Here is a 17,168-nt window from a genome sequence, read left to right as displayed (position 1 = left end):
GATGGACCGCTCAAAGCTCTACCGCCGTTTTCGCACCCTCCTGATCGCCAACCGTGGCGAGATCGCCTGCCGCGTCATCCGCACCGCGCGCGCCATGGGCCTGCGCACGGTCGCAGTCTATTCCGAGGCGGACCGTGACGCGATGCATGTCGCGCTCGCCGACGAGGCCGTGCTGCTCGGCCCCGCACGTGCCCGCGACAGCTACCTCAACGTCGAGCGGCTGATCGAAGCCGCGCGCAAGACCGGCGCGGAGGCGATACATCCCGGCTATGGCTTCCTGTCGGAGAATGCCGAATTCGCACAGGCGTGTTTCGACGCTGGCCTGGTCTTCGTCGGCCCGACCGCGGCGATGATGACCGCGATGGGCTCGAAGTCCGGCTCCAAGGCGCTGATGGAAAAGGCCGGCGTACCGCTGGTGCCCGGCTATCACGGCGAGGCCCAGGACGATGCGACACTTGCGAAGGCCGCCGAGAAGGTCGGTTTCCCCATTCTGGTGAAGGCATCCGCCGGCGGCGGCGGCCGCGGTATGCGCATCGTTCGCTCGGCGGATGAACTCGCGCCTGCGATTGTCAGCGCGAAGCGGGAAGCAAAAGCCGCGTTCGGCGACGACCGCATGCTGATCGAGAAATATGTCGACAATCCCCGGCATATCGAGGTGCAGGTGATCGGCGACAGCCACGGCAATCTGCTGTCGCTGTTCGAGCGCGAATGCACACTGCAGCGCCGCCACCAGAAGGTGATCGAGGAGGCGCCGTCGCCGACGCTCAATGCGGCCCAGCGCGAGACGGTCTGTGCCGCCGCGCGAAAAGCAGCGGGCGCGGTGAACTATGTCGGCGCTGGCACCATCGAGTTCGTCTCCGATGGCAAGGACGTGTTCTTCATCGAGATGAACACGCGCCTTCAGGTCGAGCATCCCGTGACCGAGCTGATCACCGGCATCGACCTGGTCGAGTGGCAGTTGCGCGTCGCCTTCGGCGAAGCGCTGCCGCTGAAGCAGAACGAGATCAAGCTTCACGGCCACGCCGTGGAGGCGCGGGTCTATGCGGAGAACCCGACCAAGAACTTCATGCCGTCGGTGGGCAAGATATCCACCTGGCGTCTGCCCGCTGAAACGGGGGGGCTACGCATCGACGCGGGCTATCGCGAGGGCGATGCCGTCTCGCCGTACTATGATGCGATGCTAGCGAAGATGATCGCCTGGGCGCCGACGCGGGATGTCGCGATCGAGCGGCTGAACCGCGGGCTGGAAGAGTCCGACGTCCGTGGGATCGGCACCAACATCCCGTTCCTGTCGGCGCTGATGACGCATCCTAAGGTGCGAGCGAACGCGATCGATACCGGCTTTATCGAACGCGAGCTGGCGGTGCTGACGCAGGCCACGCCGGCGCCGGGCGAGCTCGAGCTGTGTGCCGCGGTGGCCGCCGTGATCAACAACGAGCGGCAGGCCGCGCAGGCGGAAGCGAATTCGCCTTGGCAAACCTTTGGCTGGCAACCGGTCGGCCGCCGCCAGCGCGGCTTTGCGTTCCGCGTCGGCCATGGACCGGAGCAAAAGATCACGCTCAACTACGGCAGCGGACCGTCCACGCTGGTGATCGGCGAGCGCGAGCTGGCGTTCACGATCGTGGTGAAGGACGGCGGCTTCGATCTGACGCTCGACGGCGTCAAAACGTCGGTCGCGGCCGTGATCGACGGCCATGAGCTGTATTTGCGCACGCGCAACGGGCGATTCGACCTGCATTGGGTCGATCCGTTCGGTGGCGAGACCGAGGAGCAGGCCGGCGCGGACAAGATCGCGGCGCCCTTGCCGGGTACCGTCGTCGCGGTGCTGGCGGAGGAGGGTGCCAAGCTCGAGAAGGGCGCGCCGATCCTGACGCTGGAAGTGATGAAGATGGAGCAGACGCTGCGCGCGCCGTATGCCGGCGTGCTGAAGTCCATCAAATGCAAGGTCGGCGACATCGTCCAGGAGGGCGTCGAGCTCGCCGTGGTCGAGCCTTCCGGAGAATGAGATGAGCGATCAGGTCCGCATCATCGAAATGGGGCCACGCGACGGCCTGCAGAACGAGAAGACGGCGGTCAGCGTCGCGGCCCGGATCGCCTTCATCGAGGCGCTGGTCGCGGCCGGCCTCAATACGGTCGAAGTCGGCGCCTTCGTCTCGCCCAAGGCGATCCCGCAGATGGCGAGCTCGGACGCCGTGCTGCGCGGCGTTGCCCACCTGACCGGCGCCGAATTCCACGTGCTGGTGCCAAACGAGAAGGGCTATGACGCCGCGCGCGCGGCTGGCGCCAAGATCGTCTCGGTGTTCGCCGCGGCCTCCGAGGGCTTTTCGCGGGCCAACATTAATTGCACGGTCGCGGAGTCCATCGAACGGTTCAAGCCGGTGCTGGCGCGCGCCAAGGCCGATGGTCTCAAGGTGCGCGGCTACATCTCCTGCGTGCTCGGTTGTCCGTTCGACGGCGAGATCAAGCCGAAGGCGGTGGCCGATCTCGCCAGCACGCTGTGGGATCTCGGCTGCTACGAGATCTCGCTCGGCGACACCATCGGCGTCGGCACGCCGGCCAAAGCCAAAGAGATGCTGCGGGCGGTCAGCGCCAACATCCCTCCCGCCAATCTCGCGATGCATTTCCACGACACCTACGGCCAGGCGCTCGCCAATCTCTATGCGGGGATGGAGCAGGGCGTCCGCGTCATCGACGCCGCCGCCGGCGGCCTCGGCGGTTGTCCCTACGCGCCGGGCGCGACCGGCAATGTCGCGACCGAGGACGTCGTCTATATGCTCGAGGGTATGGGAATCAGAACAGGCGTCGACATGGCGAAGCTATTGGCAGCGACGAACGAGATCAGCGGTCTGCTGGGCAAGCCGCCTGTCAGCCGTGTGGCATCCGCGCTGAACGCGAAGAAGAGGCGCGCCAGCTCCTAGTTCTCCGTCATTGCGAGCGCAGCGAAGCAATCCAGAGTCCCTCTGCGGGAAAAGTCTGGATTGCTTCGTCGCAAGGGCTCCTCGCAATGACGACGGAGAGAGCTTGCGTGGGATCAGGCTGCCTTCAGCCCGACATCCGGCAGGCGCGGCCGGCTCCTGAGTGCCTTGGCCATCATCGCCTCGACCTCGGCCTTCTCCTGCGGCAGCAGAGCCAGGCGGGGCGGGCGGGTCAGCGCGGTGCCGCGGCCCATGATGTGCTCGCACAGCTTGATGCACTGGACGAGGTCCGGGCGCGCATCGAGATGCAAGAGCGGCATGAACCATTCGTAGAGTGGCATCGCCTCGGCAAGGCGTCCTGCCTTGGCCAGGCGAAACAGCGTCTCGCCTTCGCGCGGGAAGGCGTTGGACATGCCGGAGACCCACCCCACAGCGCCCATGGCGATGCTCTCGACGATGACGTCGTCGAGGCCGGCGAACAGCACGAAGCGATCGCCGACCATGTTCCTGGTGTCGATGAAGCGCCTTGTGTCGCCGGAGGAATCCTTGAAGCAGACGACGGTCTCGACATCGGCGAGCGTGGCCAGGATGTCGGGGGTGACGTCGTTCTTGTAGATCGGCGGATTGTTGTAGAGCATCACCGGCAGGTCCGTCGCGGTGGCGACGGCGCGGAAATGCGCGGCGGTCTCGTGCGGCTTGGACGAATAGACCAGGGCCGGCATCACCATCACGCCGTCGATGCCGACGCGCGCGGCCTCTTTCGCAGTTTCAACGGCGAAGGCCGTGGTGAATTCGGCGATACCGCACAGCACGGGCACACGGCCAGCCGCGACGGACTTCGCCGTCTCCATGATCGCGACCTTCTCCTTGCGCTCCAGCGACGTGTTCTCGCCGACTGAGCCGCAGACGATCAGGCCGGAGACGCCGTCACGGATCAGCCCGTCCATCACCTTTGCGGTCGCGTCGATGTCGAGCGAGAGATCGTCGTGGAATTGCGTGGTGACGGCCGGGAAGACGCCTTCCCAGGAAACACGGCGGCTCATGGTTTTACTCCGAGTGGATTTTGCCGGCGGGGGCTGGATCCGCCGGGTGTTTTGAACGGAATGGCGGGTGAGATCAGAGCGTGGCGCCGACCTTGCGCAGCTCGGCGAGGACAGGTGCCTTGGGCAGCCAGATCTTGTCGAACTCGGCAATGACAGCTTCGGTATCGCCGGCCGGCACCTGGCGGATCGGGATCGGGGCGTTGCGGAAATTCTCGATCAGTGCGGGCTCGTTGGAGACCAACTCGTCGATCTGCGCATCCAGCGTCGACTTGACGGTCTTGGCGATCAGCTCGCGGTCGGCGGCGGGGAGCGACTGCCAGACCCGGCCCGAGACCACTGCGGCCATCGGCATGAAGACGGCGTTCATCTGCAGGATCACCTTCGACACCTTGTCGAAGCGCTGGTTCCAGGAGAATTCGAGGTCCGCCTCGAGGCCGTCGACCTGACCGTTGGCCATCGCATCGAATACCTGCGGCGTCGGGATCGGCGTTGGCGCGGCGCCGAGCGAGGAATAGAAATCGCGATAGACCGGCGTCGGATTGATGCGCAGCTTCATGCCCTTGATATCGGCGAGCGAGTTCAGATCCTTGGAGGAGAAGACCGCGCGCATGCCGGTGATTCCCCAGCCGAGCCCGATCGTTCCGGTCTCCTGCGGCAGCACCTCGAACAGCTTCACCGCCGCCGGATGCCGCACGAATTTCGCGACCGCGGGCGTCGAGCGGACGATGTAGGGCGCGTTGATCGCGGCGATATGCGGCACGCGCGAGCCGAGCTCTGCGGCCTGGATGAAGCCCATGTCGAGGGCGCCGGACTGCAACTGTTGCATCATCGCGGGCTCGTTGCCGAGTTGGCCGGAGTGAAACACGGTCAGGGTCAGGCGGCCGTTGGTAGCCGCCTTGAGATCTTCACCGAATTTGAGCGCAGCCTTGTTCCAGGAATGGCCGTTCGGCGTGATCAGGCCGAGACGGAATTCCTTGGCCTGGGCGAGCGCCAACGACGGCGCAAACACCGATGCGGCGGCGCTGGCTGCGAGAAAGCGGCGGCGTGAAAGCGGCATGTTCGGGCTTCCTTTTGGACGGGCCTATTTGATGAGGATCAGCGAGAGCGACGGATAGAGCGAGAGCAGCACCAGCAGGACGCAGGAGATGACGAAGAAGGGCAGCGTCACCATGAACATCTTGCCGGGCTTGGCGCCGGTGACGGCGGCCGCGACGAAGAAGCAGAGCCCGACCGGCGGCGACAGCAGGCCGAGCACGAGGTTGATCACCACCACGACGCCGAAATGCCTGGGATCGATGTGATAGACGTCGGTTGCGACCGGCAGCAGGATCGGCACCGTCATGATCAGGCCGGGAATGCCGTCGATCACCGTGCCGATCACCAGCAGGATGACGTTGCAGATCAGCATGAAGCTAATCGGGTCCTTGGCGGCCGTCTGGATCCAGGCCGCGGTTTCCTGCGGCACCTTGCCGAAGATCAGCACCCAGGAGAACACCGCCGCGGCGGCCACCAGGAACAGCACGATTGCCGAATAGATCGCGCTTCGCAGCATCATCTGCGGCAGCTGCGAGAATTCGAATTCCCTGGTCCAGTATTTTCCGACCAGGGCCGCGGCGACCGCGCCCACAGCGGCGGATTCCGTCGCGTTGGCGAGGCCGCCCAAGATGGTGCCGACGATGACGATCGGGATCAGCAGCGTCGGCGAGGTCCGCAGGATCGTCATGACGCGCTGGCGCGGCGTCTGATAGTCCGCCCGCGGATAGTTGTAGACGTATCCCATCAGCGCGATGACGACGCAGAACATCACCGTGAGGATGACGCCGGGCACGATGCCGGCGATCAGCATGTCGCTGACCGAGACCTGCGCGAGCACGCTGTAGACCACGAACATCACTGACGGCGGAATGATCGGACCGAGCATGCCGCCATAGGCGGTCAGTCCCGCTGCAAACGTCTTATCGTAGCCCTTCTTCTCCATCTCCGGGACCATGATCTGGGCCATGATCGCAACCTGTGCGGTCGCAGATCCCAGGATCGAGGAGATGAACATGTTGGCGAGGATGTTGACGTAGGCGAGCCCGCCCTTGAGCGAGCCGACGAAGGCCATCGCCATGTCGACGATGCGCCGCGTGATGCCGCCGCCGTTCATGATCTCGCCGATCAGGATAAAGAGCGGGATGGCGATCAAGCCGTAGCTGTCGACGCCGCCGAACAGCTGGAGAGGATAGGACTGGAACAGCACCGGATTGCCGGACGCCGCGATGTAGACGAGGCCCGCAAGGCACAGGCAGAGGCCGATCGGCACGCCGACCAGCATGATGGCGAGGAAGGCTGCCGACGTGATCATCAGTTGACCCCGTCGAGCTCGGAGAGCGCAAAGCCCTTCGGCGCCGTGCGCGGGACCAGCTCGAGATCTTCCAGCAGATTGGCGAGGCCGTGCACGGTCATCGAGACCGCGAAAATCGGCAGCGTCAGATAGAGCACCCAGGTCGGCCAGTTCAGCGTCTGGGTATGCTCCGTGTAGAGGAAATTGAAGGTGTTGGCCGCGAGCTTGCGGCCGTCGAAGCCGGCGCGGGCGAGGCCAATCGGGTCCATCCAGAGCACGCAGGTGACGATCAGCGCGAGGCCGAACACCACGACGAGGCCGGTCGAGATCACCTTCGCGATCTTCTGGGCGCGGAGCGAAAGACGTTCCGTCAGCATCGTCACCGCGAAATCGAGCCGCAGCCGCGTCATCGCGGAGGCGCCGACGAATGTCAGCCAGACCACGCAATAGACCGCGGACTCGTCGATCCAGTAGATCGGGAAATGCGAGTAGCGGGTGACGACGTTGACCAGGATCAGGCCGGTGAGCAGGTACATCAGGCCCATCAATGCGATGCGCTCGACGGCGAGCAGGGCGCTGGAAGCGCGGACGACCATGCGTCGAACGCTGAACGCGCGCGTAGCCGGCATCGTCTGCTCGATCATGAAGAGGCCCCATTGCCCGCAAGATTTGTCGTGCGATAGCCGAATGTATAATTTATACATTTTAGCTGTCAAATGGAATTGCGGGCTGCGTCGAAGGCGTGCCCGCACTTTTTGCGGGGACGAGATGACCTCAACATGCAAGACAGGGACCGTTCCGGCCGGCCGAGTCGGAGAGGGACGGAAGATCGGATGAAAGTGCCTCTGAAGCATCGCACCCTGTCGGCTGCGATCGTCGACCAGCTCCGGCAGGCGATCCTCGACGGCAGCTATCCGGCCGGATCGCAGCTGCGGCAGGATGCGCTTGGTGAGACCTATGGCGTCAGCCGCATTCCGGTGCGCGAGGCGCTGTTCCAGCTCGAGGCCGAGGGGCTGGTGCGGATCGTGCCGCAGAAGGGCGCCATCGTCTCCGAGCTGTCGCTGGAGGAGATCAACGACGTATTCGACCTGCGCCGCATCCTGGAGCCGCGCCTCCTGGCGCAGTCGGCGCCGCATTTCTCCGCGGACGATTTCGACGCGCTCGATGACATCCACAGGCAATTCGAGAAGGCCATCAAGGCCAAGAATGTCAGCGACTGGGGCCAGCTCAACGCCGACTTCCATCTGGCGCTTTATATGCATGCCCCGCAGCCACGCACCCGCGCGATCGTGCTGTCACTGCTCCAGACCAGCGACCGCTACACGCGCCTTCAGCTCTCCAACACCAAGGCGATGGGGACCGCCGAGAAGGAGCACGCCCATCTGATCGCGCTCTGTCGCGCGCAGAAGGTCGAGGAAGCCTGCCGGTTTTTGGAGCGGCACATCGAAGCCGTGCGTAAGGATCTGTTGCAGGTGGTCGGTGGCAGCACGATCGCGCCGAAGGGGCGGCGGAAGAGCGAGTCGTAATCGACGCGCTGGTAGGGTGGGCAAAGCGAAGCGTGCCCACCACTTTTCGCGGAATCAAGGAGAGATGGTGGGCACGGCGCTGCGCGCCTTTGCCCACCCTACAGCAATTGCGCTTGCCGCTACCTGCTCCCGTCCGGCCCCATCACCAGGTCCGGCAGCGCGGTCGAGATGCCCGGCACAAAGCACAGCAGCAGCACCGCGAGCATCATCAAGAGCACGAACGGCAAGGTGCCCCAGATCACCTCGCGCAGGGGAATATCCGGCGCGACGTTGCGGATGACGAAGATGTTGAGGCCGACGGGTGGATGGATCAACCCCATCTCCATCACGATGGTCATGACGACGCCGAACCAGATGATATCGAAGTTCGCTGCGCGGAGTGGCGGCAGGATGATCGGCGCGGTCATGAGAATGATCGAGACCGGCGGCAGGAAGAAGCCGAGCACGACGACCATGACGAGGATCGCGAACAAGAGGCCCCAGCGCGGCAGGTGCATCGCGACGACGGATTCAGCGGCCGATTGCGAGATGTGGAGATAGCTCATCACGTAGGAGTAGAGCAGCGACATGCCGATGATCATCATCAGCATGGTCGATTCCCGGATCGTCGATTTCAGGATCGGGGCGAGGTCGCTCGGCCGCCATACGCTGTAGATCGCTGCGATCAATGCCAGCGCCAAGAGGCCGCCGAGGCCGGCAGTCTCCGACGGCGTGGCGTAGCCGCCATAGAGCGCGATCATGACGCCGGTGAGCAGCAGCACGAAGGGGATCACGCGGGGCAGCACGCTGAAGCGTTCCGCGAGCGTGTATTCGTCACGGGCGAGGATCGCAGCTTCCGGGCCGCCGTTCTTGTAGATCGCTTCGGCCGCGGCATATTCCTGGCGGAAGCGGATCACGGCGTAGATGCCGAACAGCGAGACCAGCAGCAGGCCGGGTCCGATGCCGGCGAGGAACAGCCGTCCCAGTGATTTTTCGGCGGCGACGGCAAACAGGATCATGGTGATCGACGGCGGCAGCAGAATGCCGAGCGTGCCGCCGGCGGCGATGATGCCGGCGGCAAAACCGCCGGAATAGCCGCGCTTGCGCATCTCGGGGATGCCGGCCGAGCCGATTGCCGAGCAGGTCGCGGGAGAGGAGCCCGCCATCGCCGCAAACAGCGCGCAGGCGAACACGTTGGCGACCCCGAGGCCGCCGGGGACGCGGTGCAGCCAGGCGTGCAGAGCCGAGTAGAGATCCTGGCCCGCGCGCGACTTGCCGATCGCGGCGCCCTTCAGGATGAAGAGCGGGATCGACAGCAGCGTGATCGAGGCCATTTCCTCGTAGACGTTCTGCGTCACCGTATCGAGAGAGGCGGCGGGCATGTAGATGCCCATGAACACGACCGCGACCGCGCCGAGCGCGAACGCAATCGGCATGCCCGAAAACATCACGACCAACGTCGCGATCCCGTAGGCGAGGCCGATACCGAAAACGCTCATGAACGCCTGGCTCCAGCGAAAGGCAGCGCAAGCTGCACGAGGATCTGGACGCAGAGCAGGCTCATGCCGAACGCCATCAGCGAATAGGGGATGGCCAGCGGCGGCGACCACATCGAGTTCGAGACTTGGCCGTCGACATAGGCTTCATGCGCCAGCGTCCAGGACTTCCAGGCGAAGAAAGCGCAGAACAGAAGCGTCACGGCGTCGACCAGCCAGAGCCTGATCCGGTTCGCCAGCGGCGAGAGCAGGCCGACGAAGGCCTCGATGCCGATGTGACCGCGGTTCTGCTGCACGTAGGCGGCCGTCATGAAAGTCGCGCCGACCAGCAGGAACACCGCGGCCTCGTCCTGCCAGTAATTGGCAGCCTTGAACAAGGCGCGGCTCAGCACGCTATAGCTCAGGATGGCGCAGGCGGCGATCAGCGCAATCGCGGCGAACACGACGATGATGTTGTTGAGGATGGCGAGACCGCGATCGATCGCCGCCGCAAGGCCGGTGCTTGCGGCAGCGTTTGCCTGGTCGTCACGATCCGGAAGCGGACCGTGGCTCATGCGGCGACGTCGGTCGCGAGCTTGAGCAGGTTGGCCGAGGTCGCGGTCTTGGCGCCGTAGTCCTTCCAGGCGGTGTCGCGGGCGATGTCACGCCACTTGCCGACGGTCGCGGCATCGAGCACCGAGACCTTGGCGCCGGCCTTTTCGTAGACCTTGGCGACCTCGACGTCGTCGTCCTGCGCGCCCTTGCGGCCGAAGGCTTCGAGCTCGGTGCCGACTGCGAGCAGGACGTCCTGCTGGTTTTTCGGCAGCTTGTCGAAGATCGCCTTCGACATCATCAGCGGCTCGAGCATGAACCAGTAGGACGCGCCTGCGCCCGAGGTCAGCGATTTCGCGACCTCTTCGAGGCGGAACGAGATCAGGCTGGTCGAGGAGGTGATGCCGGCATCGCAGGCACCCGTCTGCATCGCTGCGTAGATTTCGTTCGAGGGCACCGACAGCACCGAGGCGCCGGCGGTCTGCAGCACCATGTCCATCTCGCGAGAGCCGCCGCGCACCTTGAGACCCTTGGCATCTTCGGGGGCCACGATCGGCTTGGAGCGGCTGGCGACGCCGCCGGCCTGCCACACCCAGCTGAGCAGGATGATGCCCTTGTCGGCGAGGAAGTCGGTCAGCGCCTTGCCGACCGGCTCCTTCTTCCAGCGCATGCCCTGGTCGTAGGTGGTGACGAGGCCCGGCATCAGGCCGATATTGGTTTCCGGCAATTCGCCGCCGGCATAGGGCATCGGGTAGAGGCTGATGTCGAGCGCGCCCTTGCGCATCGCGGAGAACTGCGCGTTGGTCTTGATCAGGGAGGAGTTCGGATAGATTTCGGCGGCGATGTCGCCGTTGCTGCGCTTGGCGACTTCGGCGGCGAACATGCGGCAGAGCCGGTCGCGGAAATCGCCCTTGTCGACGGTGCCGCCGGGGAATTGATGCGAGATCTTCAGCGTGGTCGCGGCATGCGCGGTGCCGGTGCCGAAACGGAGAATGGCGGGTGCGGCGACGGCGGTCGCGATCAGGTGGCGGCGCGTGAGCATGGCGTGATTCCCTTGGACGGTTTCTTGGACGGTTTCTTGGACGGTTTCTTGGACGGTTCTTTGGAGGGTTCTTGTTTGCCGTGATCTTGGGCTGGTCTTCGAGACCGCATTGAGGCTCATCCTAGCGGGTCTTTTAGACAATGTTCTCTAGTCTGATAGTTCGAGACCGAATGCCGCGGCAAGTGTTCGTCATGTTGCGTTGCACACTCCTGATTTCCTACATCCGCAGAACCAAGGATTCCGGCCGGCCCGCAGAAATTTATCGGCGGGCGCGTAACAACGCCCCGTGGCAATCCGTCGAGATCAGATAGCGGCGTCCGTCGCTGACAAACATCATCTCGAAGGGAAGACCAGTCATGACCATTCGTACCCGCATCGCGCTCGGCGTTTCGGCGGCCGTTCTCTCGCTCGGCCTCGCGCTGTCGCCGGCCGCCTTTGCTCAGGACAAGATGGGCAAGGATGACGGCATGATGAAAAAGGACACGATGTCCAAGGACGGCATGAAGAAGGACACCATGTCCAAGGACGACGGCATGAAGAAGGACACGATGTCGAAGGACGGGATGAAGAAAGACGACGGGATGATGAAGAAGCACTGATCTTCCATCGTCGAGGAGGCGCTTGCGCCAGGCAGGCGCGCGCCAAAAATCCGGGGGCGGTCACGTAGACCGCCCCCGGATATTGTTTCAGTCCAAATTCAATTGAACGTGACTTGCGAGCGCTAGACTTGCGAACGTTACTTGCGCTTTGCCTTGCGGGCGGCGTAGCGGGCGTCTCGCTTGGCCTTTTGATCGGCCTCGGCTTCGGCCGCCTTCGCGACGGCTTCTTCGGCTTCGCGGGCGATCCGCGCGGCCTCGAGCGCGGCAGCCTCTTCTTGAAGGCGCTTCTGCTCGGCCTTTTCCGTCTCGCGCGCAGCCTTTGCCTCGGCGCGCTTGGCCGCAAGGGCCTCGCGCTCCGCACGCTTCGCCACAACCGCGGGATCATCCGGCCCCGGCTGCGACTTGAATTTGTTCAAAAGGTTTTTGCGTGCTTCCTGTGCCGCCTTTTGTCGGTCGGAGAAGCCTGGTTCCCTAAATCCACTCATCGGCGAACCTTGTCATCCTCGCTTTCGATCCTACATCACTGCCTGTTGGTACGTCGGCTGGGCATAGCGGGCGCCGCGCGACGCAGATGCGTGTACATCGGCGCGCGTCGTGATGCCACCTATAATCGCAGCCGATCAGGTAGACGAAAATCGCCGCCCCCGACGATCTCTCGTAGCCCCGAAAAACTGCCGAATTGTGATGTCCCTCATAAGGGGGCACCAGGGCGGTGCCTAGCGTCCGCCCGGGTATGAGACGCGGAGCACGGGTATGACGATCTCAAGACTGAGCCTGAAGGCGCTCGCAATCGCCGTCGCGGTGGCAGCCCTGGCCGGCGCCGCGCTGCTCCTCGCTGGCCCGCAGCCGATCGAAAGTGCCGTCCTGGGTGCAGATTGGGAATGCACCCAGACCGCGTTTGTACTTACGACCTGCGCACCGCGGGTCCAGCAGGCGATCCCGGCGGTCGAAACCTCGCGCAAGGAAGCGATCCGGCCGACCCGAGGCTAACCGGGAGAAGAGGCTAACCGGGAGAAGCTTGGGCAGGATGTGACGCCACGCCGCAGAGGTGATAAAGCCCGCTCGCCCCGTGATCCGGTCTGCCATGTCCAAGTCCGAAGCCAATTCCGAGCCTAAGTCCGAAGCTAAGCCCGAACCGGGCGCTAAGCTCAAATCCCCTCCAAAACCTCAATCCGGTGACAACCGCCGCGGCGCCATCGCCGGCTTGATCATCGCGATCGTGATCCTCGGCGTCGGCTGGTGGCTCGCCCGCGATCTCACCTCCGCGAGCAAGATGCAGGACTGCCTGATGTCCGGGCGAAGCAACTGCAATGTGATCGAGCCGGCCCGCTAGAGGCACTCCGGAGCGGCCCGCCCGGACGAAAAAATGTCGTGATCTTAATCATTTGTAACGGGACTTGGGCGACCAAAGCAGGTCAGTCATGTCGGCCGGCATCAGCTCAGCGCGAGCCGAATCGTCTATCGCGCGAGGCATCACGGCCATTGACGGCAATCGAGAGAGTAGGGGGCAAGCACGCATGAGTGCGTCCAGTCGCATCAAGATCATCATTCCCTTGGTTTCGGCCATGGCATTGCTCGCCGTCCCGGCGCAAGCTCAGGACGCTAGGCCGCCGAGAGACGCCGCCCAGCCATCGGCCGGGCCAGGCGCCGGCGCTCCGCCTCAGAATATGCGCAAGGGTCCGCCGCCGCAGCAGGCCGTCCGGCCTGCGCCACAGGCCGGCCAGCCCCACGGTGGCGGTCCTGGTCATGCAGGTGCAGGTCCTGCGCCGCGCAATGCCGGCGGTCCGCCGCCCGGACGCAATTACGCCAGGGGTCCCGCGCCGGCGCGCGATTGGGACGGACACGCCTATCGCGGCCATCTCGCCTGGGATGGCGGACGCTGGCGCCACGAAGTCCACAACGGCCGCTCCGGCTGGTGGTGGGATGTGGGCGGCGCGCGGTATTATTATCCGCAGCGGATGGAGGGGCCTCCGGCCTACATTTCTGAGGATTATTACGACGACGTTCCGGTAGCCTACGCCCCGCCCGTCGCCTACGAACCGCCGCCGCCTCCACCGCCAGCCGACCCCGGCGCGAGCGCCCTTGGCGGTGCCATCGTCGGCGGCGTGCTGGGCGGCCTGATCTCGGGCAACGCCTCAGGTGCGGCCGCAGGCGCCGTGATCGGCGGTGCCACCGGCGCGATCGCTGGCGCGACGGCTGCTTCGCGCCCCGGCTACTATCTGGCCCAAGGCAACTGCTACTACCGCTATCCGAGCGGCCAGTATGTGCAGGCTGATCCCCGCGCGTGTTACTGAGCACGCCAGGCGAGACCTGAAGCGATGAGGCGGGCCAAGAGCCCGCCTCATTTCGTTTTGGCGCTGGCCGTCAGCCGGCGCGGATAGAACGGGGATCGCCCCCGCGTCAGGACACCAGCCAGCCGAAGAACGCGATCGCGGCCCAGACCAGGCCTGCGATCCAGGCCAGCATCACGATGCCGACGGTCGCAAGATATGCAATGCCGAGTGGGTCGGATCGTTCGCGCCGCGTCGGGACGGCAATTTCGGCTGCGGCTTCTTGCGTCATGACGGGAATATCTCCCAAGCCTTCTCGCTCTCTGGGAGCGCTGAGGACTGTTTAGCGGAGACGCCGGGCGCCGGCTGTGACGCACTTCACAGATCGACGGGCATCAAGCCCACAATGGTTGCCGCTCGTTCGACAGATGCGTGAGTTGGATCGCGTCGCAAATCCACGACGACGGCATTAACCCCGCAATCATACGGACGAAATTGCCACGCGCTTGTCCAGATCGTCCGGCTAGAATTGGCTTCATGTGTACCAAGTACGATCCACAGCATGAAGCCGAGGCGGCGATGAAGCGCGCCGTGGCGGCGGAAGGTCCTGACCGGCAACGTCTCATCGAGCTGGCCCTGGCCTGGCATCAACTCGCCCGCGACCGGCGCGAAGAGCGGACGGACTGAGGCCACGCTCTTACGAGAGAACCGGTATTCACAGAAAAACCCCGTGCTCGGGGGGACAAGCACGGGGTTCTCGAGAGCCGATCGGGGCTGGCAAATCGGCACCACTGAATTTCGAACGCGCCGATCGCAGGTTCGTTCCCCGCCCCCTCAATTCTTTTCGCGCCAGAACGCCGCCATCGACGCCCATCGGCTGCGGCCGTGCTCGTGACGGTCGACGCCTGACGCGAGCCGCCGAAACGCTACGTTAAGACTCGTTCGGACGACGATTTTCCGATCGCGATTCGTTTCGGGGAACGAAGCGAAGCAGGACCGTGAACAAACAAAAGGTCCCCGAAGGGCTGCACTGTGTCAGGCAGCTTCCGACTTCGGCACCGCGTCGGCATTCACGGAGAGCTTGACGACATCGCCTTCGACGGCACCCACATATTTCGTGTCGATGTAATGATGATGGTCCTTGTGACCTTCCGGGCTGTCCTTCCGCGTCAGCTTGATGCGGTTGCCCTCGACGCGGTCGACAGTGCCGACAGGTGCGCCGTCCTTGCCGATGATCTTCATGTGCTCTCTGATCTCGCTCATGCTGTTCTCCTTGTGCAGTGTCAACGGCGAGGACCGGTCTTCGTTGCAAGGATGAGCGGACCCTGCTGTTGGAGCCAATGCGTTCGCCGAACGTTGAAAGGCAGTCGCAATTGCCAAGATCCGCATCAAGACCCTTATCAAGATCCGCATGGAGACCACCGAGGCCTATCTCGAACGAAAGCACAGGGAAATCGGGCTGCTGAACGATTGCCTGAGGAGCCCGCTGCATTTGGCTCGTCCGCAATCGGTCGACGAGGTCGTGGACTCCAAGTTTCAGCTCGCCGCCGCGCTACGCGCGGAACATGCGCTGCAGGACTGGAAGGCGACGGAAACGGCCTGGTCGCACGCGGCGTCTCCCAGCAGCGGTCCGTTCGTGTTCAGCTACGATTATCAGCGCGCGGACCTCAAGGTGCGCGGTCCCTCGTTCTATGAACTCGAGCGGGGCTGCGGGAGCGAGGCGATCTATACCGCCTCCGGCATGGCCGCGATTTCCGCGCTGCTGCTCGCGTCCGCACGAATCATCGGCAAGGCAGACGTCGTGGTGCTGGAGGGCACCTACGGCGAGACACTGGAGCTGATCGAGAGCCTCGTTCCCCATTTACGGCTTGTGACCGCCAGGCTCCCGCTGGGCGAAGCGTTCGCTGCGGCGGCCTCGCCGCGGCTTCTCCTGCTGGATTCATGCGCCCCTGCCGGAGCGTTCGAAGCGGCTCTGCGTTGCGACGGTTCGGGGCTCGATCTGCTGATTTTCGACACGACATGTTTCGCCGGCAGATCGGGGCGCATCCGGCGCGTCCTGAGATGGGCGGCGCGATGGGACATTCCCGTCGTGTTGGTGCGAAGCCACAACAAGCTGGATTCGCTCGGGGTGGAATACGGCCGGCTCGGCTCTGCCGTCTTCGTGCATTGGAGCCGGAAGGACCTCAAGGCAGGCCAGCTGCTGTCTGAAAGCCTGGCGACGGAAACCCGCAATGCCGTCCGGCTTCTCGGTGGCGCGGCGCTGCCGGCGCACTTTCCGCCATTCGTGGGCTCAGCGGCCTATTGGGCCCTGACGAAAAAGCGCGTCGCGGCGATCCTGCGTAACGGTCGCCACACGGCGCGATATTTCGCCTCCGAGCTCGCGTCGCTCTCGGCCGAGCTGCATTTCACCCACGGCCTCTATGTCACGCTTCGCGGCAGGCGCGCCCTCGATGAGGCGACCGCGCGGCGGGCCGCCGACGACATGAGCCGCGACCTCGGCGGCAAAGGCTTCCCCATTCGCCACGCCGGCAGTTTTGGTTTTGATTTCGCGGCGACCGAGTGGTTTCACGACGCGACTACGGATCGGTACAGCGTCCGGGTGGCGGTGCCGGATCTGCCGACCGAGTTGTGGAAGGATCTCGCGGCGGCGATTGCCGGGTGGTGGGCGCGACATCAGGGCGACACTGAAGGGTGAGTACGGTGCAAGGCCATGACAGAGCGACCGAAAGCGTTTCCTTACAGGGAATGCACGTGGCATGTGTCAGACGAACAGTCCCAGCAATGGCTTGCGGTGCTTGAAAAGACTGGTGCAGCCAACGTCCGAGCGCGCCTAGCCCAGACCGACGCGGCATCCGCAGGGGCGATTGCGATCGGAACCGCGCCCGTCATGACGATCGGTTTCGCCCAGGAATGGCTGAACTGGAAAGATAATCAAAAATCCGAGGCGGATATCGAGCGGCACGAGCGGCAGATCTGGTGGACTCGGACCGCGGCAATCGCCGCATCGGTCGCCGCCTTGAGCGCACTGTTCGGCTGGATTTGGACGATCTTCATCCGGGGGAATAATGGCCTGTAACAAACATGATTGTTACGTTGCGCATACATCCGCGAGACGAGAGCGGCGACAAACTGCGCTGCTTCAATCGATCGCCAGGCATTCTTCCACGGCAGGCTTCTGGTGGTCGCGACGCGCCCACGCCTGAACGGCGAAGGCGAGTTGGTGCTGACTCGCCGCAGCGTCCGCGATAGTGGCCCGCGCCGTCGCGATGGGCTTTGTGACCACACCGGAGTTCACGACTCCCGCGTCAACTGCCAGGAACGATATTGCCACAATCGCCACCGCCGATGCGATAGCCATTCTCGTCAAGTCGGATAGTGGCATCGAAGTCCTTATCGGGCGCACGTCGCTCGGCGGATAGATAGGGCTCGTTTGCCAAGATC

The 17,168-nt window shown here is 64.3% G+C and carries 21 protein-coding genes; 10 read left to right on the top strand and 11 right to left on the bottom strand.

The features are described from left to right. The first annotated feature begins 1 nt into the window (after position 1). Both AC0L3U_RS01510 and AC0L3U_RS01505 read left to right on the top strand, forming a co-directional pair. Complete coding sequence (locus tag AC0L3U_RS01510; protein ID WP_473360417.1) at positions 2-2,005, top strand: acetyl/propionyl/methylcrotonyl-CoA carboxylase subunit alpha; 2,004 nt, start codon at positions 2-4, stop codon at positions 2,003-2,005. Between the two features lies 1 nt (position 2,006). After that, on the top strand, positions 2,007-2,918 hold the full coding sequence (locus tag AC0L3U_RS01505) for a hydroxymethylglutaryl-CoA lyase (protein ID WP_473360416.1): 912 nt from the start codon (positions 2,007-2,009) through the stop codon (positions 2,916-2,918). A 113-nt stretch (positions 2,919-3,031) separates the two neighbouring features. Here the strand turns inward: AC0L3U_RS01505 and AC0L3U_RS01500 are convergent, their stop codons facing one another. The 4 genes from AC0L3U_RS01500 to AC0L3U_RS01485 all read right to left on the bottom strand — a co-directional run bounded on the left by AC0L3U_RS01500 (position 3,032) and on the right by AC0L3U_RS01485 (position 6,913). After that, entirely contained in the window at positions 3,032-3,958 is a 927-nt protein-coding gene (locus tag AC0L3U_RS01500) for a dihydrodipicolinate synthase family protein (RefSeq protein WP_473360415.1), read from the bottom strand. A 73-nt stretch (positions 3,959-4,031) separates the two neighbouring features. After that, complete coding sequence (locus tag AC0L3U_RS01495) at positions 4,032-5,015, bottom strand: TRAP transporter substrate-binding protein (protein ID WP_473360414.1); 984 nt, start codon at positions 5,013-5,015, stop codon at positions 4,032-4,034. Positions 5,016-5,039: 24 nt separating this feature from the next. Then, positions 5,040-6,305 (bottom strand): TRAP transporter large permease, encoded by a 1,266-nt coding sequence (locus AC0L3U_RS01490; RefSeq protein ID WP_473360413.1) that lies wholly within the window; start codon positions 6,303-6,305, stop codon positions 5,040-5,042. Continuing rightward, positions 6,305-6,913, bottom strand: a complete 609-nt coding sequence (locus tag AC0L3U_RS01485) for a TRAP transporter small permease (RefSeq protein ID WP_473360508.1) — start codon at positions 6,911-6,913, stop codon at positions 6,305-6,307. Before AC0L3U_RS01485 ends, AC0L3U_RS01490 begins: the two co-directional genes overlap by 1 nt. 204 nt (positions 6,914-7,117) lie before the next feature. Between AC0L3U_RS01485 and AC0L3U_RS01480 the strand changes: the two genes are divergently transcribed. Then, the gene (locus AC0L3U_RS01480; protein WP_473360412.1) at positions 7,118-7,810 is read left to right on the top strand and encodes a GntR family transcriptional regulator; all 693 of its coding nucleotides are present in this window, start codon (positions 7,118-7,120) and stop codon (positions 7,808-7,810) included. Positions 7,811-7,929: 119 nt separating this feature from the next. Here AC0L3U_RS01480 and AC0L3U_RS01475 read toward each other — a convergent pair whose 3' ends face one another. The 3 genes from AC0L3U_RS01475 to AC0L3U_RS01465 are packed head-to-tail and all read right to left on the bottom strand — an operon-like array spanning position 7,930 to position 10,858. Next, on the bottom strand, positions 7,930-9,288 hold the full coding sequence (locus AC0L3U_RS01475) for a TRAP transporter large permease (RefSeq protein WP_473346103.1): 1,359 nt from the start codon (positions 9,286-9,288) through the stop codon (positions 7,930-7,932). Then, entirely contained in the window at positions 9,285-9,839 is a 555-nt protein-coding gene (locus AC0L3U_RS01470; protein ID WP_473294159.1) for a TRAP transporter small permease, read from the bottom strand. The genes AC0L3U_RS01475 and AC0L3U_RS01470 overlap by 4 nt, the downstream gene beginning before the upstream one ends. Next, positions 9,836-10,858 carry a TRAP transporter substrate-binding protein gene (locus AC0L3U_RS01465; protein WP_247286133.1) on the bottom strand — a complete coding sequence of 341 codons (1,023 nt, stop codon included), beginning with the start codon at positions 10,856-10,858 and terminating at the stop codon, positions 9,836-9,838. Before AC0L3U_RS01465 ends, AC0L3U_RS01470 begins: the two co-directional genes overlap by 4 nt. Before the next feature lie 356 nt (positions 10,859-11,214). Between AC0L3U_RS01465 and AC0L3U_RS01460 the strand changes: the two genes are divergently transcribed. Next, positions 11,215-11,457 carry a pentapeptide MXKDX repeat protein gene (locus AC0L3U_RS01460; protein WP_007591301.1) on the top strand — a complete coding sequence of 81 codons (243 nt, stop codon included), beginning with the start codon at positions 11,215-11,217 and terminating at the stop codon, positions 11,455-11,457. 137 nt (positions 11,458-11,594) lie between these two features. Here the strand turns inward: AC0L3U_RS01460 and AC0L3U_RS01455 are convergent, their stop codons facing one another. Further along, complete coding sequence (locus AC0L3U_RS01455; RefSeq protein ID WP_007591299.1) at positions 11,595-11,942, bottom strand: DUF6481 family protein; 348 nt, start codon at positions 11,940-11,942, stop codon at positions 11,595-11,597. A 268-nt stretch (positions 11,943-12,210) separates the two neighbouring features. Between AC0L3U_RS01455 and AC0L3U_RS01450 the strand changes: the two genes are divergently transcribed. The 3 genes from AC0L3U_RS01450 (at position 12,211) to AC0L3U_RS01440 (ending at position 13,751) form a co-directional block, all read left to right on the top strand. Continuing rightward, a complete protein-coding gene (locus tag AC0L3U_RS01450) occupies positions 12,211-12,447 on the top strand; it encodes a hypothetical protein (protein ID WP_247286132.1) in 237 nt (78 codons plus the stop codon). 94 nt (positions 12,448-12,541) lie between these two features. Beyond that, positions 12,542-12,790 carry a membrane protein gene (locus AC0L3U_RS01445; RefSeq protein WP_473294161.1) on the top strand — a complete coding sequence of 83 codons (249 nt, stop codon included), beginning with the start codon at positions 12,542-12,544 and terminating at the stop codon, positions 12,788-12,790. A 184-nt stretch (positions 12,791-12,974) separates the two neighbouring features. Beyond that, positions 12,975-13,751, top strand: a complete 777-nt coding sequence (locus AC0L3U_RS01440; protein ID WP_473360411.1) for a hypothetical protein — start codon at positions 12,975-12,977, stop codon at positions 13,749-13,751. Between the two features lie 106 nt (positions 13,752-13,857). Here AC0L3U_RS01440 and AC0L3U_RS01435 read toward each other — a convergent pair whose 3' ends face one another. Next, positions 13,858-14,019, bottom strand: coding sequence for a hypothetical protein (locus AC0L3U_RS01435; protein WP_473360410.1), 162 nt, complete (start codon positions 14,017-14,019; stop codon positions 13,858-13,860). 245 nt (positions 14,020-14,264) lie between these two features. Here AC0L3U_RS01435 and AC0L3U_RS01430 point away from each other — a divergent pair, with 245 nt between their 5' ends. After that, on the top strand, positions 14,265-14,414 hold the full coding sequence (locus tag AC0L3U_RS01430) for a hypothetical protein (RefSeq protein WP_197031201.1): 150 nt from the start codon (positions 14,265-14,267) through the stop codon (positions 14,412-14,414). 348 nt (positions 14,415-14,762) lie between these two features. Here the strand turns inward: AC0L3U_RS01430 and AC0L3U_RS01425 are convergent, their stop codons facing one another. Then, entirely contained in the window at positions 14,763-14,990 is a 228-nt protein-coding gene (locus AC0L3U_RS01425) for a DUF2171 domain-containing protein (protein WP_063994351.1), read from the bottom strand. 148 nt (positions 14,991-15,138) lie between these two features. Here AC0L3U_RS01425 and AC0L3U_RS01420 point away from each other — a divergent pair, with 148 nt between their 5' ends. Together AC0L3U_RS01420 and AC0L3U_RS01415 are read left to right on the top strand one after the other, a co-directional pair. Then, complete coding sequence (locus AC0L3U_RS01420) at positions 15,139-16,422, top strand: hypothetical protein (RefSeq protein WP_473360409.1); 1,284 nt, start codon at positions 15,139-15,141, stop codon at positions 16,420-16,422. Between the two features lie 63 nt (positions 16,423-16,485). Then, on the top strand, positions 16,486-16,803 hold the full coding sequence (locus AC0L3U_RS01415) for a hypothetical protein (protein ID WP_231170941.1): 318 nt from the start codon (positions 16,486-16,488) through the stop codon (positions 16,801-16,803). A 63-nt stretch (positions 16,804-16,866) separates the two neighbouring features. On the opposite strand, the gene AC0L3U_RS01410 is transcribed toward AC0L3U_RS01415, so the two are convergent. Further along, positions 16,867-17,109 carry a hypothetical protein gene (locus AC0L3U_RS01410; RefSeq protein ID WP_473294165.1) on the bottom strand — a complete coding sequence of 81 codons (243 nt, stop codon included), beginning with the start codon at positions 17,107-17,109 and terminating at the stop codon, positions 16,867-16,869. Between the last annotated feature and the right edge of the window lie 59 nt (positions 17,110-17,168).

The organism is Bradyrhizobium sp. Kon69 (assembly GCF_055807515.1).
The sequence above is the reverse complement of the archived record's forward strand: the minus strand, read 5'-3'. Positions and strand labels throughout refer to the sequence as shown.

Excerpts from the sequence above, each read along its gene's own strand:
- AC0L3U_RS01475 (WP_473346103.1), bottom strand. The coding sequence starts at position 9,288 with ATGAGCGTTTTCGGTATCGGCCTCGCCTACGGGATCGCGACGTTGGTC.
- AC0L3U_RS01420 (WP_473360409.1), top strand. The coding sequence starts at position 15,139 with ATGGAGACCACCGAGGCCTATCTCGAACGAAAGCACAGGGAAATCGGG.
- AC0L3U_RS01435 (WP_473360410.1), bottom strand. The coding sequence starts at position 14,019 with ATGACGCAAGAAGCCGCAGCCGAAATTGCCGTCCCGACGCGGCGCGAA.
- AC0L3U_RS01485 (WP_473360508.1), bottom strand. The coding sequence starts at position 6,913 with ATGCCGGCTACGCGCGCGTTCAGCGTTCGACGCATGGTCGTCCGCGCT.
- AC0L3U_RS01410 (WP_473294165.1), bottom strand. The coding sequence starts at position 17,109 with ATGCCACTATCCGACTTGACGAGAATGGCTATCGCATCGGCGGTGGCG.
- AC0L3U_RS01505 (WP_473360416.1), top strand. The coding sequence starts at position 2,007 with ATGAGCGATCAGGTCCGCATCATCGAAATGGGGCCACGCGACGGCCTG.
- AC0L3U_RS01455 (WP_007591299.1), bottom strand. The coding sequence starts at position 11,942 with ATGAGTGGATTTAGGGAACCAGGCTTCTCCGACCGACAAAAGGCGGCA.
- AC0L3U_RS01490 (WP_473360413.1), bottom strand. The coding sequence starts at position 6,305 with ATGATCACGTCGGCAGCCTTCCTCGCCATCATGCTGGTCGGCGTGCCG.
- AC0L3U_RS01495 (WP_473360414.1), bottom strand. The coding sequence starts at position 5,015 with ATGCCGCTTTCACGCCGCCGCTTTCTCGCAGCCAGCGCCGCCGCATCG.
- AC0L3U_RS01465 (WP_247286133.1), bottom strand. The coding sequence starts at position 10,858 with ATGCTCACGCGCCGCCACCTGATCGCGACCGCCGTCGCCGCACCCGCC.
- AC0L3U_RS01445 (WP_473294161.1), top strand. The coding sequence starts at position 12,542 with ATGTCCAAGTCCGAAGCCAATTCCGAGCCTAAGTCCGAAGCTAAGCCC.
- AC0L3U_RS01450 (WP_247286132.1), top strand. The coding sequence starts at position 12,211 with ATGACGATCTCAAGACTGAGCCTGAAGGCGCTCGCAATCGCCGTCGCG.
- AC0L3U_RS01425 (WP_063994351.1), bottom strand. The coding sequence starts at position 14,990 with ATGAGCGAGATCAGAGAGCACATGAAGATCATCGGCAAGGACGGCGCA.
- AC0L3U_RS01440 (WP_473360411.1), top strand. The coding sequence starts at position 12,975 with ATGAGTGCGTCCAGTCGCATCAAGATCATCATTCCCTTGGTTTCGGCC.
- AC0L3U_RS01500 (WP_473360415.1), bottom strand. The coding sequence starts at position 3,958 with ATGAGCCGCCGTGTTTCCTGGGAAGGCGTCTTCCCGGCCGTCACCACG.
- AC0L3U_RS01460 (WP_007591301.1), top strand. The coding sequence starts at position 11,215 with ATGACCATTCGTACCCGCATCGCGCTCGGCGTTTCGGCGGCCGTTCTC.
- AC0L3U_RS01480 (WP_473360412.1), top strand. The coding sequence starts at position 7,118 with ATGAAAGTGCCTCTGAAGCATCGCACCCTGTCGGCTGCGATCGTCGAC.
- AC0L3U_RS01510 (WP_473360417.1), top strand. The coding sequence starts at position 2 with ATGGACCGCTCAAAGCTCTACCGCCGTTTTCGCACCCTCCTGATCGCC.
- AC0L3U_RS01430 (WP_197031201.1), top strand. The coding sequence starts at position 14,265 with ATGTGTACCAAGTACGATCCACAGCATGAAGCCGAGGCGGCGATGAAG.
- AC0L3U_RS01470 (WP_473294159.1), bottom strand. The coding sequence starts at position 9,839 with ATGAGCCACGGTCCGCTTCCGGATCGTGACGACCAGGCAAACGCTGCC.